The sequence below is a fragment of the Flavobacterium sp. GL_143 genome, from assembly GCF_057834355.1.
The window spans coordinates 66,291-83,058 of sequence record NZ_CM174401.1 but is presented as its reverse complement, the minus strand read 5'-3'; the positions used below and the strand labels follow the sequence as shown (position 1 = coordinate 83,058).

Here is a 16,768-nt window from a genome sequence, read left to right as displayed (position 1 = left end):
AATAGACATTGTCTAAGAATGGAACGCGTTTGAATAATTTTACTCTGAAAACTCAAGAATTATGTATGTTCTTTTATAAGACTTGTTGGGTTGTATCCAAATTGTTTTTTGAAAGCAAATGAAAAATGAGAAATGTTTTCGAAGCCTAAATCAAGATAAATATCAGATGGTTTTTTTCTTTCTCTTTGAATTTGAAAATGTGCTTCCTGCAATCTTTTCTGCATCAGCCAGCGATTAGGAGTGTCGTTAAAAATCTTTTTAAAATCCCTTTTAAAAGAAGACAAACTTCTGCCAGTTAAAAAAGCCAATCTTTCCAGACTTACATTAAACTTATAATTTCGATATACAAACGCTTCTAGATCTAGTTTTTCAGGAATACTTTGGTCAAATAAAATACTCGAAATTTCAGGATTAGTCTGTAATAATATCAATAAAAGTTCTTCCCTTTTTACTTTAGAGAACGTTTCGTCTATAACTCCACCTTCGTTGTAATAAGGCATTAATGAACGTATAAAATTGGGAATCAGAACATCTTTTTTAAGAATGATAAATGCATTTTTAGAGTTTGATTTTACATTCGCAATAGCGTGATTTTTTTTAAATTCTATCAAAAATGCTTCATCAAAAATGATTACTACTTTTTCAAATTGGCCGTTATCTTTTTGTTTTTTGTATTTAGCCAGATGATTTTTCCTTACAATACAATAATCTCCCGATTTAATAGTATGCATTTCATGTCCGTCATAACCTTCAATTTCTCCCGCTGCCAGATATAAAAAGATATGCTCTGGAACAAATTGTTCAGGTGAAATTTCAGGGCCAATATGACACGATTTTATTTCGGTAATTTTCATCTTGATTCAGCTTAAGTTAGTGCTAATTTACACCTTTCCACCATTCTTTAAAAACTTGTGTACTATCATTTAAATTTACAACTTCACCAATCATAGGTGTTACTAGTGGTAAATGAGCAGTTTTGCTAAGTGTCGATAATTTACTCAATGGTTCATCCCAAGAATGCATTGCTAGTTTAAACTTTGAAGAATGTACAGGGAAAAGTCTTTTTGCTTTTAAATCTTGAGCTGCTTTAAGTACTTGTTCAGGAAGCATATGTATGGCTTCCCAAGCTAGATTATATTGTCCGTTTTCCAGAATTGCAAAATCTATTGGGCCGAATTGCTCTCCAATTTTGGCAAAATGTGTATCGTAGCCGCTATCGCCACCAATGTAAATTTTAATACTTGGCGTCTGCAAAACATAAGAAAGCCATAAGGTATTATTTTTAGAAAAACCTCTTCCCGAAAAATGTCTTGCAGGAGTTGTATGTACTTTAAAACCATCTTCTAAGACAATTGTTTCATTCCAATCTTTTTCGATTATTTTATCTGTAGGATATCCCCAACGTTCAAAATGTCCTCCAACTCCAAGTCCACAAATAACCTTTTTTACTTTAGATTTTAAAGCAACTATAGTTTCATAATCAAGGTGGTCGTAATGATCGTGGCTAATAAACAAATAATCAATTGTAGGTAAATCTGCCACGGTGTAACCATTTGACCCTTTAAACGCGGTTACAGTTCCTGGTAATGGCGAAGCATTTCCGCTAAATACAGGATCAATCAGAAAACGTTTTCCATCTATTTGCATAAAATAAGACGAATGCCCGAACCAAACCAATACATCGGCATCAGGAGAAAGATTATGTAAATCTGTTTTTATAGATGGGATAGAATCAACAGGTTCGCGTCTTGGATGATTTCCAAATAATTGATCATAAAGAATACCTCCAAAACTGTAGCCGTTTGTTAGATTAGGAGTGTCGTGCGTGTTTTGAAATTTTCCATCACTATAATTGCTAGATTTTTTTATTAATTCCAAACGATTACCTTCTGGTGCTTTACCAAATTTTGGATGCATCATATATAAAAAAGTAACCAGGGTTAAAAGAGCCAAAATGCTTATTACTATAATCATAATTCTTTTTGTGATTTTTAGAAATCGTTTCATTCGATTTATTTTATTTTTGATTTGTTTTATGGAATCAAATTCAAGTAAACTATATGTGGTTGCAACACTTTTTAATTAAATTTCCCATAAGTATCTGAATTGATGGTACAAAATTGCATCAAAATAAATTGTGTCACTTTGTTTAAAAGTCCAATTTTACTTTGTTGAAAAGTTCACTTTAAATCTTTGGTATAAAAAAAGCTAACATTTTTTAAAGTTAGCTTTGTTATAGAAAATTATGAATTGTTTTAGTTTTTAATTTTATTAAATCCTGTTACATAATCATATCCAAGTTTCCCTTTTACCATACATAATTCAATTTTGCCACCTTCGGTTAGTTCTTCATGAAGTGCTTTTTTTATCGAAAAGCGTTCTTCCGTATTATTTTCAGTGATAATATGAATGAAGTGTTCTTTGTTACGCGATCCACTGGTTCCTTTTCTTATAATTGTATAGTTTTTACATGATTTATCGGTAGCCGCATAGAAATGATTTATAAAACTAGTTGAAGCTGCTGTAAGTAAAAACATCCCGACAAATAGCCCAAAGTGGACTGTGTACCTTCTTTTATTTTCAAAATATACAGAAGGATTTGTAATTTTTAAAATTATTGTAAGCAATATGGCTAAAGCAATTCCTGCGAAACCTGCTCTCCAAAATAGTTGAGTACCGTTTATAGTGTTGTCAATTTTTCTTATTTCAAAAAGCAAAAATACTAAACTTGTAAAAAATAAAGCAGAAGAAAAATAATATAGAAACTTGTCAAATGGTTTGGCAACTTTTTCAAAGGTAACTTTAGGAGGAAAGAAGTCATAAATTATAAATGGTGATAAGCTTATTATTAAGAGTAAATTGTACATTCCGATTAAAAAAAATGGCAGAGGAACTAATCTGAAAGTTCCTTTCTCGTCTCCAAATAAAACAATAGGAATTATACAGAGCCCAATATAAAGAAGTCGTTTGTAGAACTCTTTTCTCATTCCAAAGGACTCAAATTTCTTCTTTTTTAAAGGGGTATATTTACGTTTAGACATTTTAGATTTATGGATTTATTTGAGGTTATAATCTACGTTTATAGTTTATTATTGACTTTTTAGTTTTTTCATGAATTCTCCAAATGCAGGAAAAAAATCTTCAAAAAGAGGATGCTTTCTATTTTTAAGCATTACTTCACTGAACATTTTTAAACCAATGGCAAATTCTGTAGATTGATTCTCATCTCCAAATAGTTTCTTTTCTTTAATTTTCTCGATAATTGTAAAAATTTCATCGTGATTTTCAAATTCTAGCGATAAAGGTTTAGATAAAATTGTTTCTTCATTCATCAAAGAAACTTGTTCTAGGGTTAGTTTATATTTATTTGCTCGCTTTGTCATAATTACTGTTTTTTTTATTGGTTTTTGTCTAGAATAATCAAAGAGGTTTTTATAAATGTTACGCTTAGCTAGATTCGATATACGGGATTTAAATTATTGTAGCATTTAGAAAACTAAAATACAAATTAAAGCTGTAATTCTATACAAAGACTAATCTTCAAACAGTATTTCCAACTGATCTGGCAATAACCTAAAAGACATTCTATGATACTTAGTAGGTCCATATTTCTTAATTGCTTCGCGATGTTCCTTGGTAGGATATCCTTTGTTTTGTTTCCAATTGTACATCGGGAACTCTTCATGAATCTTATCCATATACTCGTCTCGATAGGTTTTGGCAAGTACAGATGCAGCAGCAATGCTCATAAATTTGGCATCGCCTTTTATAATGCTTTGATTTGGAATCGATTTTAATAACTCAATTTCCTTTTCAGAAAATTGCTTCCCAACGGTATTTTTCAAACCTAGTTTTGCATTTAGCATTCTATTTCCATCAACAATAATAAACTCAGGAATTTGATTTAGTTTCAGGATACATTCCTGCATTCCTTTCATTGAAGCATTTAGGATATTTATTTCGTCAATTTCATCGGGATGTAAATGAGTAATAGCAAACGTAATGGCTTGTTCTTCAATTATAGGTTTTAATTTTTCTCTAGTTTTTTCGGATAATTGCTTACTGTCATTTAGTGTTTTATTCTCAAAATTTAGTGGCAAAATTACGGCCGCTGCAGTTACTGGTCCGGCAAGGCAGCCACGACCTGCTTCGTCGGTTCCGGTTTCTAAATCATATCCTGAAAAATTGAGTTGTAGCATGTTCTTTTTTTAGAATTACAAAGATTAAATTTTTTCTGGGAAATAGATTAATGAAAGTACCGAAACTTATAACATGAGGACAAATTAATCTTCTAGCATTTTTACCTGTAAATGTTAAAATTTAACAATTTTTTTATTGTTAATATGGCTTATTAAAGGTTTGTTATTTATCACAATAATTGTCAAAAAATCTAAATCACTGTTATTTTTGTAAATTTTTTCTTTTTTGTTAACGTTTTTAAGTAGGAAAAATAATAATTAACATATTGCTAAAATTGTTATTGTAAGAAAAATTTATCATTTTTGACAAATTATTAACCAAAAACAATTTAAAATGAGGGTGAAATTTAAATGGATTTTAACATTATTAACAGCATTAACCATGCAGTTTTCTTTTTCACAGGAAAGGAATATTTCTGGAATTGTTTCAGATGCAACAGGCCCTATACCAGGCGTGAATGTTATCGTTAAAGGAACAAAAAATGGAGTACAGACGGATTTTGATGGTAAATATTCTATCAAGGCAAAAACAGGAGATGTGCTAGAGTTTTCTTATATGGGATTACAGGATAAGAGTATTGCAGTTGGAACTTCTTCGGTGATTAATACAAAGATGCAAGAAGGTGGAAAAGAATTGGATGAAGTGGTTGTTATCGGTTATGGGGTTCAAAAAAGAAAAGAAGTAACTAGTTCTATTTCTAAAATTTCAGGTAAAGATGTTGCTAATCTTATAACTCCTAGTTTTGAAAGTGGATTAGCGGGAAAAGCAACAGGAGTACAGGTTACTACCAATAGTGGGATTATTGGGGTAGCACCAAAAATAAGAATAAGGGGGGTAGCTAGTATTTCTGGGAAAACAGACCCTTTGATAGTAGTGGATGGAATGCCAATTGTTTCTGGTGATATTGGGAGTGCAAATACGCTTACTGCAAATGCATTAGGAGATATAAATCCCGCAGATATAGAATCTTATGAAATATTAAAAGATGGTGCTGCTACTGCAATTTATGGTTCAAGAGCTGCTAATGGTGTTATTTTAATAACTACAAAAAGTGGTAAAAAAGGAACATTGAAAGTGAATTTAACCAGTAGTTTAGGGATAGCTAGTGTTTCTAAAAAGTATGACTTATTAAAAACTCCTGATTTTATATTAATTTCAAATGAGAAAACAGCAAACAAAAATCTAGCGCCATGGGCAGTTGGGAATGAGTATAATACAGATTGGCAGGCAGCTATTTTTAGAAATGCTCCACAAACGAATCATTCGTTATCATTTAGTGGAGGGTCAGATAAAACAAAATATTATTTGTCGTTAGGATTAACAGATCAAAAGGGGGTTAATATAACAAATGAAATGCAAAGATATTCTATAAGAGCCAATATTGATCAGGATATAAATAAGTGGTTGAGTATAGGTACTAATTTAAGTTTAACTAGAGCTGAATATAATGGATTGAGTACAAGTGCAAGCGGATTGTCTGGAAATGTTTTTAATGCCATTAGACAATTACCTAATACACCAATTTATAACTCAGCTAATCCTACGGGTTACAATCTTTCAGATGATAATGTTTCGGTAGGTAAGTGGGAGAATAACGCCACAGTTGGTGACAACATAACTAATATTGTTTATGTTTTGAATCAGAATAAATACTATTCTAAAGTAAATAGAACCTTAGCTAATGTTTATGCAAATGCAAAAATCACTTCTGATTTGAGTTACAGATTGCAGGTAAGTGCAGATAATGCAATTACAAATGGATTTAGATATTGGAATCCTATTCATGGAGATGGACGAGGGAGTAATGGCTCATTGATAAATGACAATGCAGAGTATTTAACATGGAATTGGCAAAATATTCTGAACTACAAAAAAACTTTTGCTGAAAATCATAATTTAGGGGTTACTCTTGTTTCTGAGTATCAAAAACAAAAACTCAATTACTTTTACGGTTCAGGGAGTAATCTTCTAAGCAATTTTTATAATAAGGGATTAGTAAGCAATTCTTATGCCACTAAAGATTCAGGAGGGTCAATAACAGAGAATGGAATGATGTCTTATTTAGGGCGTGTTACATATAATTATAAGGAAAAATATTTTATTCAAGGTTCAATTAGAAGAGATGGTCTGTCAAAATTAGCAGGAGATACAAGATGGAATAATTTCCCGGGTGTTTCAGCTGGTTGGACTATCTCAAAGGAGAACTTTATGGAATCAATCAGGAATACAGTTTCTGATTTAAAGTTTAGATTATCTTATTCAGAAGTTGGAAATACAGAGATATTAAATGGATCTAATTATCCTTATATGGGGCTTACTATAAGTTCTCCTTATGGGAATTTAAATGGTATTGGCTATTCTCAATTTGGAAATGATCAACTTCAATGGGAAGCAAGCAAGAAAATAGATATTGGAATTGATTTAGGACTGTTTAAAAATCGTGTAAATGTTACTTTTGATTATTACAGAAATAATATTGATAAATTAGTTTTGGAAGCTCCTACGTCGCCTTCTTTAGGGATTCCTTTTAATGTTATTAATAAAAATATTGGAAAGCTATATAATGAAGGATATGAATTTGCTGTAAACTTCAAGGTAATTAATACTGAAAAATTTTCTTGGGATTTATCAACGAATTTAACACTTGCTAAGAATGTAGTAACAAGTTTATACCAAGGACAAGATATAATTGGAGGGTCATCTACAGATACCAATATTACACCGAACATTATTATACGCGAGGGAGAGTCGATAAATTCGTTGTATGGTTATAAATATTGGGGAGTAAATAAAGCCAATGGTAATCCTGTTTACTATAAAGCTAATGGAGATTTGGTGCAAGGAAAATTACCTCAATCTACTTACGCAGAATTTGATCCTAATAATCCAGCAGATGATTCTAAAAGTGCAACTTTGGGTATATCTGATAAGGTGATTTTAGGTAATACTTTACCAAAATATTATGGGGCATTAAGTTCATCGATGAAGTATAAAAATATAGATTTTGGGTTTATGTTTAGATTCAGTGGTGGAAATAAAATTTTTAATGCTACAAGAAGAGAATTAATGAACCAAAATTTCAATAATAATGGTACTGAAATCTTAGGAAGATGGCAAAGTGTTGATAATCCGGGAGATGGGTGGACTCCGAAATTATATGCTAGTTCAAATAATACAACTAATTTTTCCGGAAATGCAACTTCTAGATTTGTAGAAAAAGGTGATTTTATCTCATTAGATAATGTTAGTATTGGATATAGTTTGCCTAAATTATTAGTAGAAAAAATAAAACTAGATAGTTTTAGAATTTTTGCTCAAGCTCAAAATATCTGGTTAATTAGTAATTATAAAGGGCTTAATCCCGAGATGGAAACATCAGGTGTTGATATTAATGGAACACCTCGCACAAAAGTAATATCAATGGGTATAAATATAAGTTTATAATAAAACAGTATGAAAAATTTAGTTAAAACATTTCTATTTTCTGTAATTGTATTCGGAATGAACGCATGTACGGAAGAAAAACTTTTAGATTTAAGTCCTATTAATAATATATCTGAAAAAGATGCCTTTTCAACTCCTTCATTAATAGAATCCTATATGAATGGAGTTTATAACGCAGCAGCTCTTGGTACTTATAATAGCGGGACATCAAATGGAGGTAGAGGTTATATTTGGGGAGCAGCTTTTGTTCAACAGGGTGAATGTAGAGGGGAAGATGTAGTAAGTACGGCTGCTTTTTACGATTATACATATTCAACTACTTATGATGCAACTACTGCTAATAATGTTTATTACTGGGTAGATGGCTATAGGCTAATTAATAGATGTAATCTTATGATTAAAGGTGTTAATGAAGCTGTTACTAAAGGGATTATTCCTGTTGCAGTTGGGAATAATTATATTGGACAAGCTAAATTCCTAAGAGCCATAACCCATTTTGAGCTACTAACATATTTTGCTAGACCTTATAATTTTTCGTCAGATGCGAGTCATCCTGGGATACCATATAGGGAAGTGGGTATTAATACTCAAACTGAAATAGATTTAGAAAGTACTAAGTCTAGAGCTACGGTTGCGGAATGTTATGCTAAAATTTTGGTTGATTTAAATGAAGCTGAAAATTTGATAACAACTAAAATGACTGCCAAAGCCTCTAGAGAGGCTGCGATTGCTTTTAAGACTAGAGTGAATCTTCACAAAAGGGATTGGGCTAATGTAATTCTTGAAGGAAATAAATTGAATGGAGTATATACTTTGACGACTAAACCAGGTGATCCATTTGTGTTGGCAAATAATCTAACAAATACAGAATCAATCTTCTCTATTCAACATTCTGCGACTTCTAATCCTAATACAAATGGTGCATTAGCGAGTATAATAAAATCAAGAACTCTTATAGCTATTAGTCCAATTATTTGGAGAAATCCTAGTTGGTTAGTAGATGATAAGAGAAGAGAAGAAAAGTATGATCCAGATAAAAAACCAATAGGAATGGTTTTTACAAGTGGAGGAGCAAAATATACTAATAAGTATTCGGATGATGTAACTAAAACAGATGCAGCACCAATAATTAGATATGCTGAGGTGGTATTAAATATGGCAGAAGCTCAAGCTCGTCTAACTACTCCAAATTTAGCAGAATCGCTTACACTATTAAATTCTGTAAGAAACAGATCGCTTGCGAACCCTACAGTGCAAGCATATACATCAACTACTTTTTCTACAGCTTCAGATTTAGTTAAAGCTATACTCGTTGAAAGAAGAATTGAGTTTTTAGTGGAGGGACGCAGATGGTCTGATATTCATAGACTTCAAAATGATGATATTGCTCCAATTGATGGCATTCCTGCAAAAGTAGCAGGTAATATCACTCCGACCAGTAATTTATATACTTTAGGAACAGTATATTCGGGGCCTTACGCTATTGGGGCATTACCAAGTGCTGATTATAGATTTTTATGGCCAATACCTCAAATTGAGATGAATACTAATCCTGGACTAGAACAAAATCCAGTGTGGTAAAACAAAACGAACTTTAAGTACGTTTTAATTAAACTATTAAAAACTGTCCAAAATATTTTGGACAGTTTTTTTTTGGATAAAAATTAGTACAAATTCAAATAGTAATATTTAGAATATATTTTAAGGAAGATATTATGACTTAGAAAATTGATCCGGAAATTTTAGTAATCAGATTCAGGATAAAGTTGAGATGTAATTTTAAAAGTAGTTATATTAAAAACATTTTCAGTTTATAATGTTTTAATTTCGTTATTTTATTGTAGGTTAAAAACTACTTACGTGTTAAAATATTTAATTCACGACTAGGAATTAACTTACTTTATTTGTTAATTATTTGTTAAAATAAATATTAAATAAAGCTTAGTATTTTAAAGATAAAATTAGGGATAATGCTATTTATCTACTAATTTACTGAGTTGACACGTGGTAGTGTTAAAGAAATATTAAAAAAAAAGTTTTCAAGAGCTTGGTTTTACTTGTTATTTTAAGAAATTATTATGATGTTTGCGGCATACTAATTCAAAATTTAAAAAATGAAACTAAAGTTTAACGGATTCTTAGTGCTACTGGTAGTACTTATGACGCAACTCACCATTGCGCAAGAAAGAACTGTTTCTGGAATTGTTTCCGATAATGCAGGAATGCCTTTGCCAGGTGTAAGTGTATTAGTTAAAGGAACACAATCGGGAACTCAAACTGATTTTGATGGAAAATATTCTATCAAAGCAACTCCAAGCCAAGTCTTGGTATTTAGTTATATTGGGATGAAATCTCAAGAAATTACAGCTAGTTCAGCTACAGTAAATGCAAAGTTAGCAAGTTCATCAGTTGAACTTGAGGGCGTTGTAGTAACTGCATTAGGGATTAAAAGAGAGAAAAAATCTTTAGGTTATGCTTCACAAGAGATCAAAGGTGCTGATTTAAATTCAGGTGCTGCAAGTGGAAATTTTCTTAATGAGCTTTCTGGTAAGGCAGCTGGTGTAAACATCAGAAAGAATACCAACTTTGGTGGTTCTACAAACGTAGTATCCAGAGGGGTTAAAAACCTTACAGGAGATAATCAAATGCTTATCGTTATTGATGGTATGCCAATTAATAATGCTAACACTAACTCAAGTGTAGGTAAACAAACAGAAGGTGCTCGTAATACATATGATTACGGAAATGCAGCGATGGATATTAACCCAGATGATATTGAGACTTTAAATATCTTGAAAGGTGCTGCAGCTGCTGCATTATACGGATGGCAAGCTGGAAATGGGGTAATCATGATTACGACCAAAAAAGGTAAAGCAAGAAAAGGAATGGGAGTAACTATTTCTAGTGAATTTACAGTAGGTACCGTTGATAAAAAAACTTTTCCTGTTTACCAAAATAAATACGGACAAGGTTACGGACCAACTTACGATGATGCTGGTAACCCAAAAGGAATTCCAGTGGGACCAACAGGAGCATTCTTTACTATAGATAGTAACGGAAATCAAGTTGCTACTACAACTGATGATGCTTCTTACGGTGTTGCTTTTGACCCAAATCTTTCTATTTACCAATGGGATGCTTATACTAAATATTCTCCAAATTACGGAAAGAAAACAACATGGAAAGCAGCTGAGAATGGACCTATTACATTCTTTCAATCAGCTACAACCTTTAATAATTCGATCTCTATAGAGGATGGTACAGAGAAAACAAATTTTGTTTTGAACTACAACAACTATAAAGAAAATGGGATTTTACCAAATAGTGAATTAAAGAAAAATAATATAAGTCTTAAAATTAACCATAAGTTCACAGATAAATTATCAGCTAGTGCATTTGCAAATTATATGGCGCAAACTACGGTTGGTAGAAATACAACTGGATATGGAGGAGACAACATTATGGGGTCATTCCGTCAGTGGTGGGCTACCAATGTAGATATCCAGGCTCAAAAAGATGTTTTTGAAAATTCTGGTGGACAAAACATTTCTTGGAATATGGCAAATCCTGCTAATGGTAATACTAGTGCTAAGTATGCAGATAACCCTTATTTTACAAGATATAAAAATTACCAATCTGATGAGAGAAACCGTTTTATAGGATATGCTCAATTAGATTATAAGGTAGCAAATTGGTTATCTGTAACAGGAAAAGCTAGTACAGATAGTTATTCTGAATTACGTGAAGAAAGAAAAGCAGTTGGTTCTTTAAATGCAACTTTTGGAATAAACAGATTAGCTGTAGGTTCAGGATATCAAAAATATGCAGGTATGTTTTCTGAGCAAAACTATCAGCTTACTTTGAATTTCAATAAGAAAATAACACAAGATATTTCATTAAATGGTTTAGCAGGTCTTAACGCTTTAAGAACAAGACGTACTTCTACACTTGCTTCTACGGATGGTGGACTTATTATACCAGGAATTTTTGCATTATCAAATTCATTAAGCCCTTCTCCATATCCTGTAGAAGAGGAAGATAATTCGGGAGTAAATAGTGCTTATGCTTCTGTTTCTTTAGGATATAAAGACTTTTTATTCTTAGATGGAACGGTACGTAATGATGTATTCTCTACATTACCAAAAGGAAGTAACTCAGTAAATACATTCTCTACTTCTGCGAGTTATGTTTTTACAAATCATATTAATCAGCCATGGTTAACTTTCGGTAAATTTAGAGCGAGTTATGCTGAGAACCCACAAGGAAATATTGATTTGTATTCATTACAAAGTGTTTTTAGCAAATTCAATAATTTTGGTTCAAATCCATTGTACTCAAGACCAAACATAAGCGCTAATCCAGACTTACATACTGTAAAAACTAAATCGGAAGAGCTTGGTTTAGAAATGCAATTCTTTGATAGAAGAGCTGGATTTGAGGTGAGTGTATATAAAAGTTTAAGTTCAGATCAAATATTCCCTGTAGATTATTCTACAGCAACAGGATATTCTTCAAGATATGCAAATGCTGGTTCTGTTGAGAATAAAGGTATCGAGGTACAGTTTAATTTGACTCCTGTAAAATTGAAAGATTTTCAATGGGATGTTTTTGTAAACTGGTCTAAAAATGAAAATACAATTAAAGATTTAGCACCTGGAATTGAGGTGTTAACATTAGGAAGTTTTCAAGGGGGTGTGAGTATAGTTGCAAAACCAGGTAACGCTTTTGGTGATATTATTGGTAAAGATTATGTGTATGCTGCCGATGGACAAAAAGTTACTAAAGGAGGTACTTATTTAATGACTGAGTCGGTTACTAATGTTATCGGAAATGTTACTCCAGACTGGATTGGTGGAATCCGTAATAAATTTACTTACAAGCAAGTTTCATTAGGTTTCTTAATTGATATGCAAAAAGGAGGAGATATTTTCTCTTTAGATCAATACTACGGACAAAACTCTGGTTTATATGAGTCTACTGCAGGATTTAATGAGTTAGGAAATCCAGTAAGAAATACATTAGCTAATGGTGGTGGAGTTATACTTCCAGGAGTAAATGTAGATGGTACTCCTAATACAACTAGAACACCAGGGCCAGAAGTTGCAGGAGGTATTTATGGATATAATAAAAATCCACAGAAAGCTTTTATTTATGATGCAAGTTATATAAAATTAAGAGAGGTAACTATTACATATAGTTTCCCATCAGCGTTGGTTTCTAAATTAAGTTTAACTGATTTAAGACTTTCTTTAATAGGTTCTAACTTATGGATAATTCATAAAAATCTTCCAGATGCAGATCCAGAAAGTGGTCTTAGTTCAGGTAACTTGTCTTCAGGTTACTCAGGAGGTTCACTACCTACAACAAGAAACATTGGTTGTAACCTAACATTAAAATTCTAAATCATGAAAAAAATATTTTTATTAATATCTTTTGTTAGTATTGCTATCTCATGTAGTACTGATATTACAGATATGAATGTTGATCCTAAAAAACCAACATCGACCAAACCAGAATATATGTTTACTAATGCTCAAAAGAAATTAGTAGATCAGATGGTAAGTACCAATGTAAATAATAATGGGTTTAGATTGTTTTCTCAACAATGGGCAGAAACTACTTACCCTAGTGAAAGTCAGTTTGATCTTACGACTAGAAAAATTCCAGATAATCATTTTCGTATTTTGTACAGAGATGTTTTAGCTGATTTTTATGATGCTAAAAAGATGATTAATGGTCAGGTGACTGAAACTGAAGACGCTGCTATTATTAAGCAAAATAGGTTAACTCTTATTGATATTTTAGAAGCTTATACATATAGTATCTTGGTAGATACTTTTGGAGATGTTCCATATAGTCAAGTAGGAGATATTGTAAATTATCCTTTGCCAGCTTATGATGATGCTAAAACAATTTACAAAGATCTTATAAAAAGATTGACAGATGATGTTGTAATATTGAAAAAAAATGCTGCAAGCCCTAATTTTGGTAGTGCCGATATTATTTATGCAGGAGATGCAGCAAGTAATGGAAAATGGGTAAAATTTGCCAACTCATTAATTGTAAAATTAGCAGTAAATATTTCGGATGTAGAACCTGCTTATGCAGCTACAGAACTTAAGGCAGCTTTGGCTTCAGGTGTTTTAACAAGTAATGCTGAAAATGCAAAGTTGGTATATTTAACTACATCAGGGAATCAAAATCCGTTATATGCTGATTTAGTTACGGCAAACAGGAATGATTTTATTCCAGCTGAAACTTTTGTTGCAGCAATGGATGCAGTTGTTCCAGGTGGAGATCCTAGAATGGTGAAGTATTTTGTTAATGGTACAAAACCGACTCCAGTTATTCCTCCAGGAAGAACTTTTGTAGGAGGTACTTATGGAGAAGCTAACGTTTTTGAAACGTATTCACATATAACTGCTACATTAAATAATCCTGTTTTTCCAGGAACAATATTTGACTTTTCAGAATTACAATTTTTATTAGCAGAAGCTGCTGAGAAAAATTTAATTCCAGGAGGATCGGCTGTAGCTAAAGTTTATTATGAGGCAGGAATAACAGCTTCAATGGCGGATTGGGGAGTGCCAGCAGCAAGTATTACAACTTACTTAGGTCAGCCGAATGTGAATTATTTAAATCCACTAAGTGGAGCAACTTGGCAAGAAAAAATAGGTAAACAAGCTTGGTTTGCTCTTTATAACAGAGGATTTGAAGCATGGACTTCGTACAGAAGATTAGATTTTCCAAAATTAAAATCTCCAACTTCAGCTATAAATAAAAATATCCTAACTGTTCCAGTAAGATATACATATCCAGGAGTTGAGCAATCAATAAACGGAACAAATTATGCTAAAGCTGCTGCTGCTATTGGTGGTGACTTAATGAATACTAAAATATTCTGGGATAAATTCTAATCCTGATTATAACAGATCAAGGTAAAATTTGAAGGAATAAACAATAAATATTTTGAGTTTTTAGAGCCCCGATTACATTTTTGTAATCGGGGTTCTTGCATAAAATAGGAATGATTGCGTTTTTATATTAATCTATTGTGTTTTTTTATTTATACGTTTTTATAATTTACCTTTGCCACACTAAAATAGTCAAAAATAATATCTATATATAACCCTTTCAAATGAGAATTCTCTTTTTAATTTATCTTTTAGTACTACCCACACTATTATTTTCTCAGGTAAAACCATTAGAAATGAATGGGGAACATCGTGGTCTTAATGATACTATAAAAGCCAAAAAGAAAGTTGCAAGAATAGATCAATACCGGTATATAACGCTGGAACGTGATACAACTTACGTAGATACATCGCTTACAATTCAAAATGAATACAGTCATAATTATTTACGAAAGGATAATTTTGGACTTTTGCCATTTTCTAATATCGGGCAAACATACAATACATTACAATATAGCTTAACAAGCTTTACTCCTTATCCAGAAATGGGGTTCAAAGCCAAACATTTTAACTTTCTAGAAGCTAATGATGTTAAGTACTACTCGGTTGCAACGCCATTAACCGAATTGTATTTTAAATCTACGATTAATAAAGGGCAGACATTAGATTCTTTTATAACATTGAATCTGTCAGAACGATTTAATGTGTCCGCAGAATATAAGGGATTAAGGTCTGAGGGTAATTATATCAATCAACTGTCGAGTACAGGGAATTTTAAATTTACAACAAGTTATAGCACAAAAAAAGGACAGTATCATATTAATGCGCATTATACCTACCAAGATGTTTCGAATGAAGAAAATGGAGGGATAACAACGCCTGAGGATTTTGAAAGTGGTGATCCAGATTTTAAAAACCGACAAAGGCTGGAAGTGTATTTAACAGATGCAAAATCGTTTTTAAAAGGTAAGCGACTGTTTTTTGATCACGCATACAGAATAAATGAAACAGAAGGAAATAATAATTTGTATGTAACGCACCAGTTTAATTATGAAAATAAATTTTTCGAATACTATCAGCCAACAGTTTTATCAAGAGTAGGTAATGAAAATGTACTTCGATTTGGAAATTCGTATGTAACAAGTAATATCAATGATCAATCTCATTATAATAAAATGTATAATAAGGTAGGAGTTGCTTATGAAAATGTATTATTAGGGAAATTTCATTTTTTTGTAGATGATTTTAGAAGTAATTCATATTATGGAAGAGTTTTGCTTTTTGATGATGGAACAATTATCCCTAGTTCATTAAGTCAGGATATTAATAGTTTTGGAGGACAATATGAATATCAAAAAAATAAATGGAACGGAAGATTTTTATATTCAAGATCAATAACAAGTCAGTCGCTTTCGGATTTAGAAGCAAAGCTTAAATATGATTTTAGCGATAAGATTAAATTTTTATTTGAGTATCAAAACATAAACAAACTACCTAATAATAACTATAATTTATACCAAAGTAGTTATGTAGAGTATAACTGGTCGAAAAATTTTAAAAACGAAAAAATTAATTCATTAAGTGCTAGCGCTATTACACCATGGGTTAATATGTCATTTCAATATTCAGTTTTGAATGACCATTTGTATTTTGAGGATCAATCAACAGCAGCCGAAGCTGCTTTAAAAACACAAATTATAAGACCAGCACAATATAGTAATACAATTAATTATCTAGAGGTAAAGGCAAGTAAAGAATTTAAATTTGGGCGATTTGCATTAGATAATACCGTTTTATACCAAAAAGTAGATCAAACAGATGCTATTTTAAATGTGCCAGAAATTGTTACAAGAAATACATTGTACTACACTAATTATTTCTTTAAGAAAGCACTTTACTTACAAACAGGAATTGTGTTTAATTATTTCACCAGCTATTATGGTAATGATTATAATCCTGTAATTGGTGAATTTTTTGTTCAAAATAAGAAAGAAATCGGAAATTATCCGAACTTTGACTTTTTTATAAACGCCAGAATTAGACAAACTCGAATCTTTTTAAAAGCAGAGCATTTTAATTCATCGTTTTCGAGTAGTAATTACTATTCCGCACCTAATAATCCATATCGTGATTTTGTTATCCGATTTGGTTTAATTTGGAATTTCTTCCAATAAAATTAATTAATAATAATGGGAATCAGATCGTATAAT

The 16,768-nt window shown here is 31.6% G+C and carries 10 protein-coding genes; 5 read left to right on the top strand and 5 right to left on the bottom strand.

Features of this window, described 5'->3' with window-relative positions:
- Positions 1-59: 59 nt before the first annotated feature.
- The 5 genes from AC3IPI_RS00345 to rnhB form a co-directional block, all read right to left on the bottom strand.
- The gene (locus tag AC3IPI_RS00345; protein ID WP_489156394.1) at positions 60-854 is read right to left on the bottom strand and encodes a helix-turn-helix domain-containing protein; all 795 of its coding nucleotides are present in this window, start codon (positions 852-854) and stop codon (positions 60-62) included.
- Positions 855-876: 22 nt separating this feature from the next.
- The gene (locus tag AC3IPI_RS00340) at positions 877-2,007 is read right to left on the bottom strand and encodes an MBL fold metallo-hydrolase (RefSeq protein WP_489156392.1); all 1,131 of its coding nucleotides are present in this window, start codon (positions 2,005-2,007) and stop codon (positions 877-879) included.
- Between the two features lie 248 nt (positions 2,008-2,255).
- On the bottom strand, positions 2,256-3,041 hold the full coding sequence (locus AC3IPI_RS00335; RefSeq protein ID WP_489156390.1) for a hypothetical protein: 786 nt from the start codon (positions 3,039-3,041) through the stop codon (positions 2,256-2,258).
- Positions 3,042-3,089: 48 nt separating this feature from the next.
- A complete protein-coding gene (locus tag AC3IPI_RS00330; RefSeq protein WP_489156388.1) occupies positions 3,090-3,383 on the bottom strand; it encodes a DUF3861 domain-containing protein in 294 nt (97 codons plus the stop codon).
- A gap of 150 nt (positions 3,384-3,533) precedes the next feature.
- A complete protein-coding gene (gene rnhB / locus AC3IPI_RS00325; protein ID WP_489156386.1) occupies positions 3,534-4,199 on the bottom strand; it encodes a ribonuclease HII in 666 nt (221 codons plus the stop codon).
- Positions 4,200-4,533: 334 nt separating this feature from the next.
- On the opposite strand from rnhB, the gene AC3IPI_RS00320 reads away from it, so the two are divergent.
- The 5 genes from AC3IPI_RS00320 (at position 4,534) to AC3IPI_RS00300 (ending at position 16,732) form a co-directional block, all read left to right on the top strand.
- On the top strand, positions 4,534-7,644 hold the full coding sequence (locus tag AC3IPI_RS00320; protein WP_489156384.1) for a SusC/RagA family TonB-linked outer membrane protein: 3,111 nt from the start codon (positions 4,534-4,536) through the stop codon (positions 7,642-7,644).
- Positions 7,645-7,653: 9 nt separating this feature from the next.
- A complete protein-coding gene (locus tag AC3IPI_RS00315; RefSeq protein ID WP_489156382.1) occupies positions 7,654-9,225 on the top strand; it encodes a RagB/SusD family nutrient uptake outer membrane protein in 1,572 nt (523 codons plus the stop codon).
- A 533-nt stretch (positions 9,226-9,758) separates the two neighbouring features.
- Positions 9,759-13,046 carry a SusC/RagA family TonB-linked outer membrane protein gene (locus AC3IPI_RS00310; protein WP_039117569.1) on the top strand — a complete coding sequence of 1,096 codons (3,288 nt, stop codon included), beginning with the start codon at positions 9,759-9,761 and terminating at the stop codon, positions 13,044-13,046.
- A 3-nt stretch (positions 13,047-13,049) separates the two neighbouring features.
- Entirely contained in the window at positions 13,050-14,561 is a 1,512-nt protein-coding gene (locus AC3IPI_RS00305; protein WP_489156379.1) for a SusD/RagB family nutrient-binding outer membrane lipoprotein, read from the top strand.
- A gap of 221 nt (positions 14,562-14,782) precedes the next feature.
- A complete protein-coding gene (locus AC3IPI_RS00300) occupies positions 14,783-16,732 on the top strand; it encodes a putative porin (protein ID WP_489156377.1) in 1,950 nt (649 codons plus the stop codon).
- Positions 16,733-16,768: the final 36 nt, after the last annotated feature.

What these genes read in the sequence shown, in the direction of transcription:
- AC3IPI_RS00345 (WP_489156394.1), bottom strand. Translation starts at nt 854, where the DNA reads ATGAAAATTACCGAAATAAAATCGTGTCATATTGGCCCTGAAATTTCA.
- AC3IPI_RS00340 (WP_489156392.1), bottom strand. Translation starts at nt 2,007, where the DNA reads ATGAAACGATTTCTAAAAATCACAAAAAGAATTATGATTATAGTAATA.
- AC3IPI_RS00335 (WP_489156390.1), bottom strand. Translation starts at nt 3,041, where the DNA reads ATGTCTAAACGTAAATATACCCCTTTAAAAAAGAAGAAATTTGAGTCC.
- AC3IPI_RS00330 (WP_489156388.1), bottom strand. Translation starts at nt 3,383, where the DNA reads ATGACAAAGCGAGCAAATAAATATAAACTAACCCTAGAACAAGTTTCT.
- rnhB (WP_489156386.1), bottom strand. Translation starts at nt 4,199, where the DNA reads ATGCTACAACTCAATTTTTCAGGATATGATTTAGAAACCGGAACCGAC.
- AC3IPI_RS00320 (WP_489156384.1), top strand. Translation starts at nt 4,534, where the DNA reads ATGAGGGTGAAATTTAAATGGATTTTAACATTATTAACAGCATTAACC.
- AC3IPI_RS00315 (WP_489156382.1), top strand. Translation starts at nt 7,654, where the DNA reads ATGAAAAATTTAGTTAAAACATTTCTATTTTCTGTAATTGTATTCGGA.
- AC3IPI_RS00310 (WP_039117569.1), top strand. Translation starts at nt 9,759, where the DNA reads ATGAAACTAAAGTTTAACGGATTCTTAGTGCTACTGGTAGTACTTATG.
- AC3IPI_RS00305 (WP_489156379.1), top strand. Translation starts at nt 13,050, where the DNA reads ATGAAAAAAATATTTTTATTAATATCTTTTGTTAGTATTGCTATCTCA.
- AC3IPI_RS00300 (WP_489156377.1), top strand. Translation starts at nt 14,783, where the DNA reads ATGAGAATTCTCTTTTTAATTTATCTTTTAGTACTACCCACACTATTA.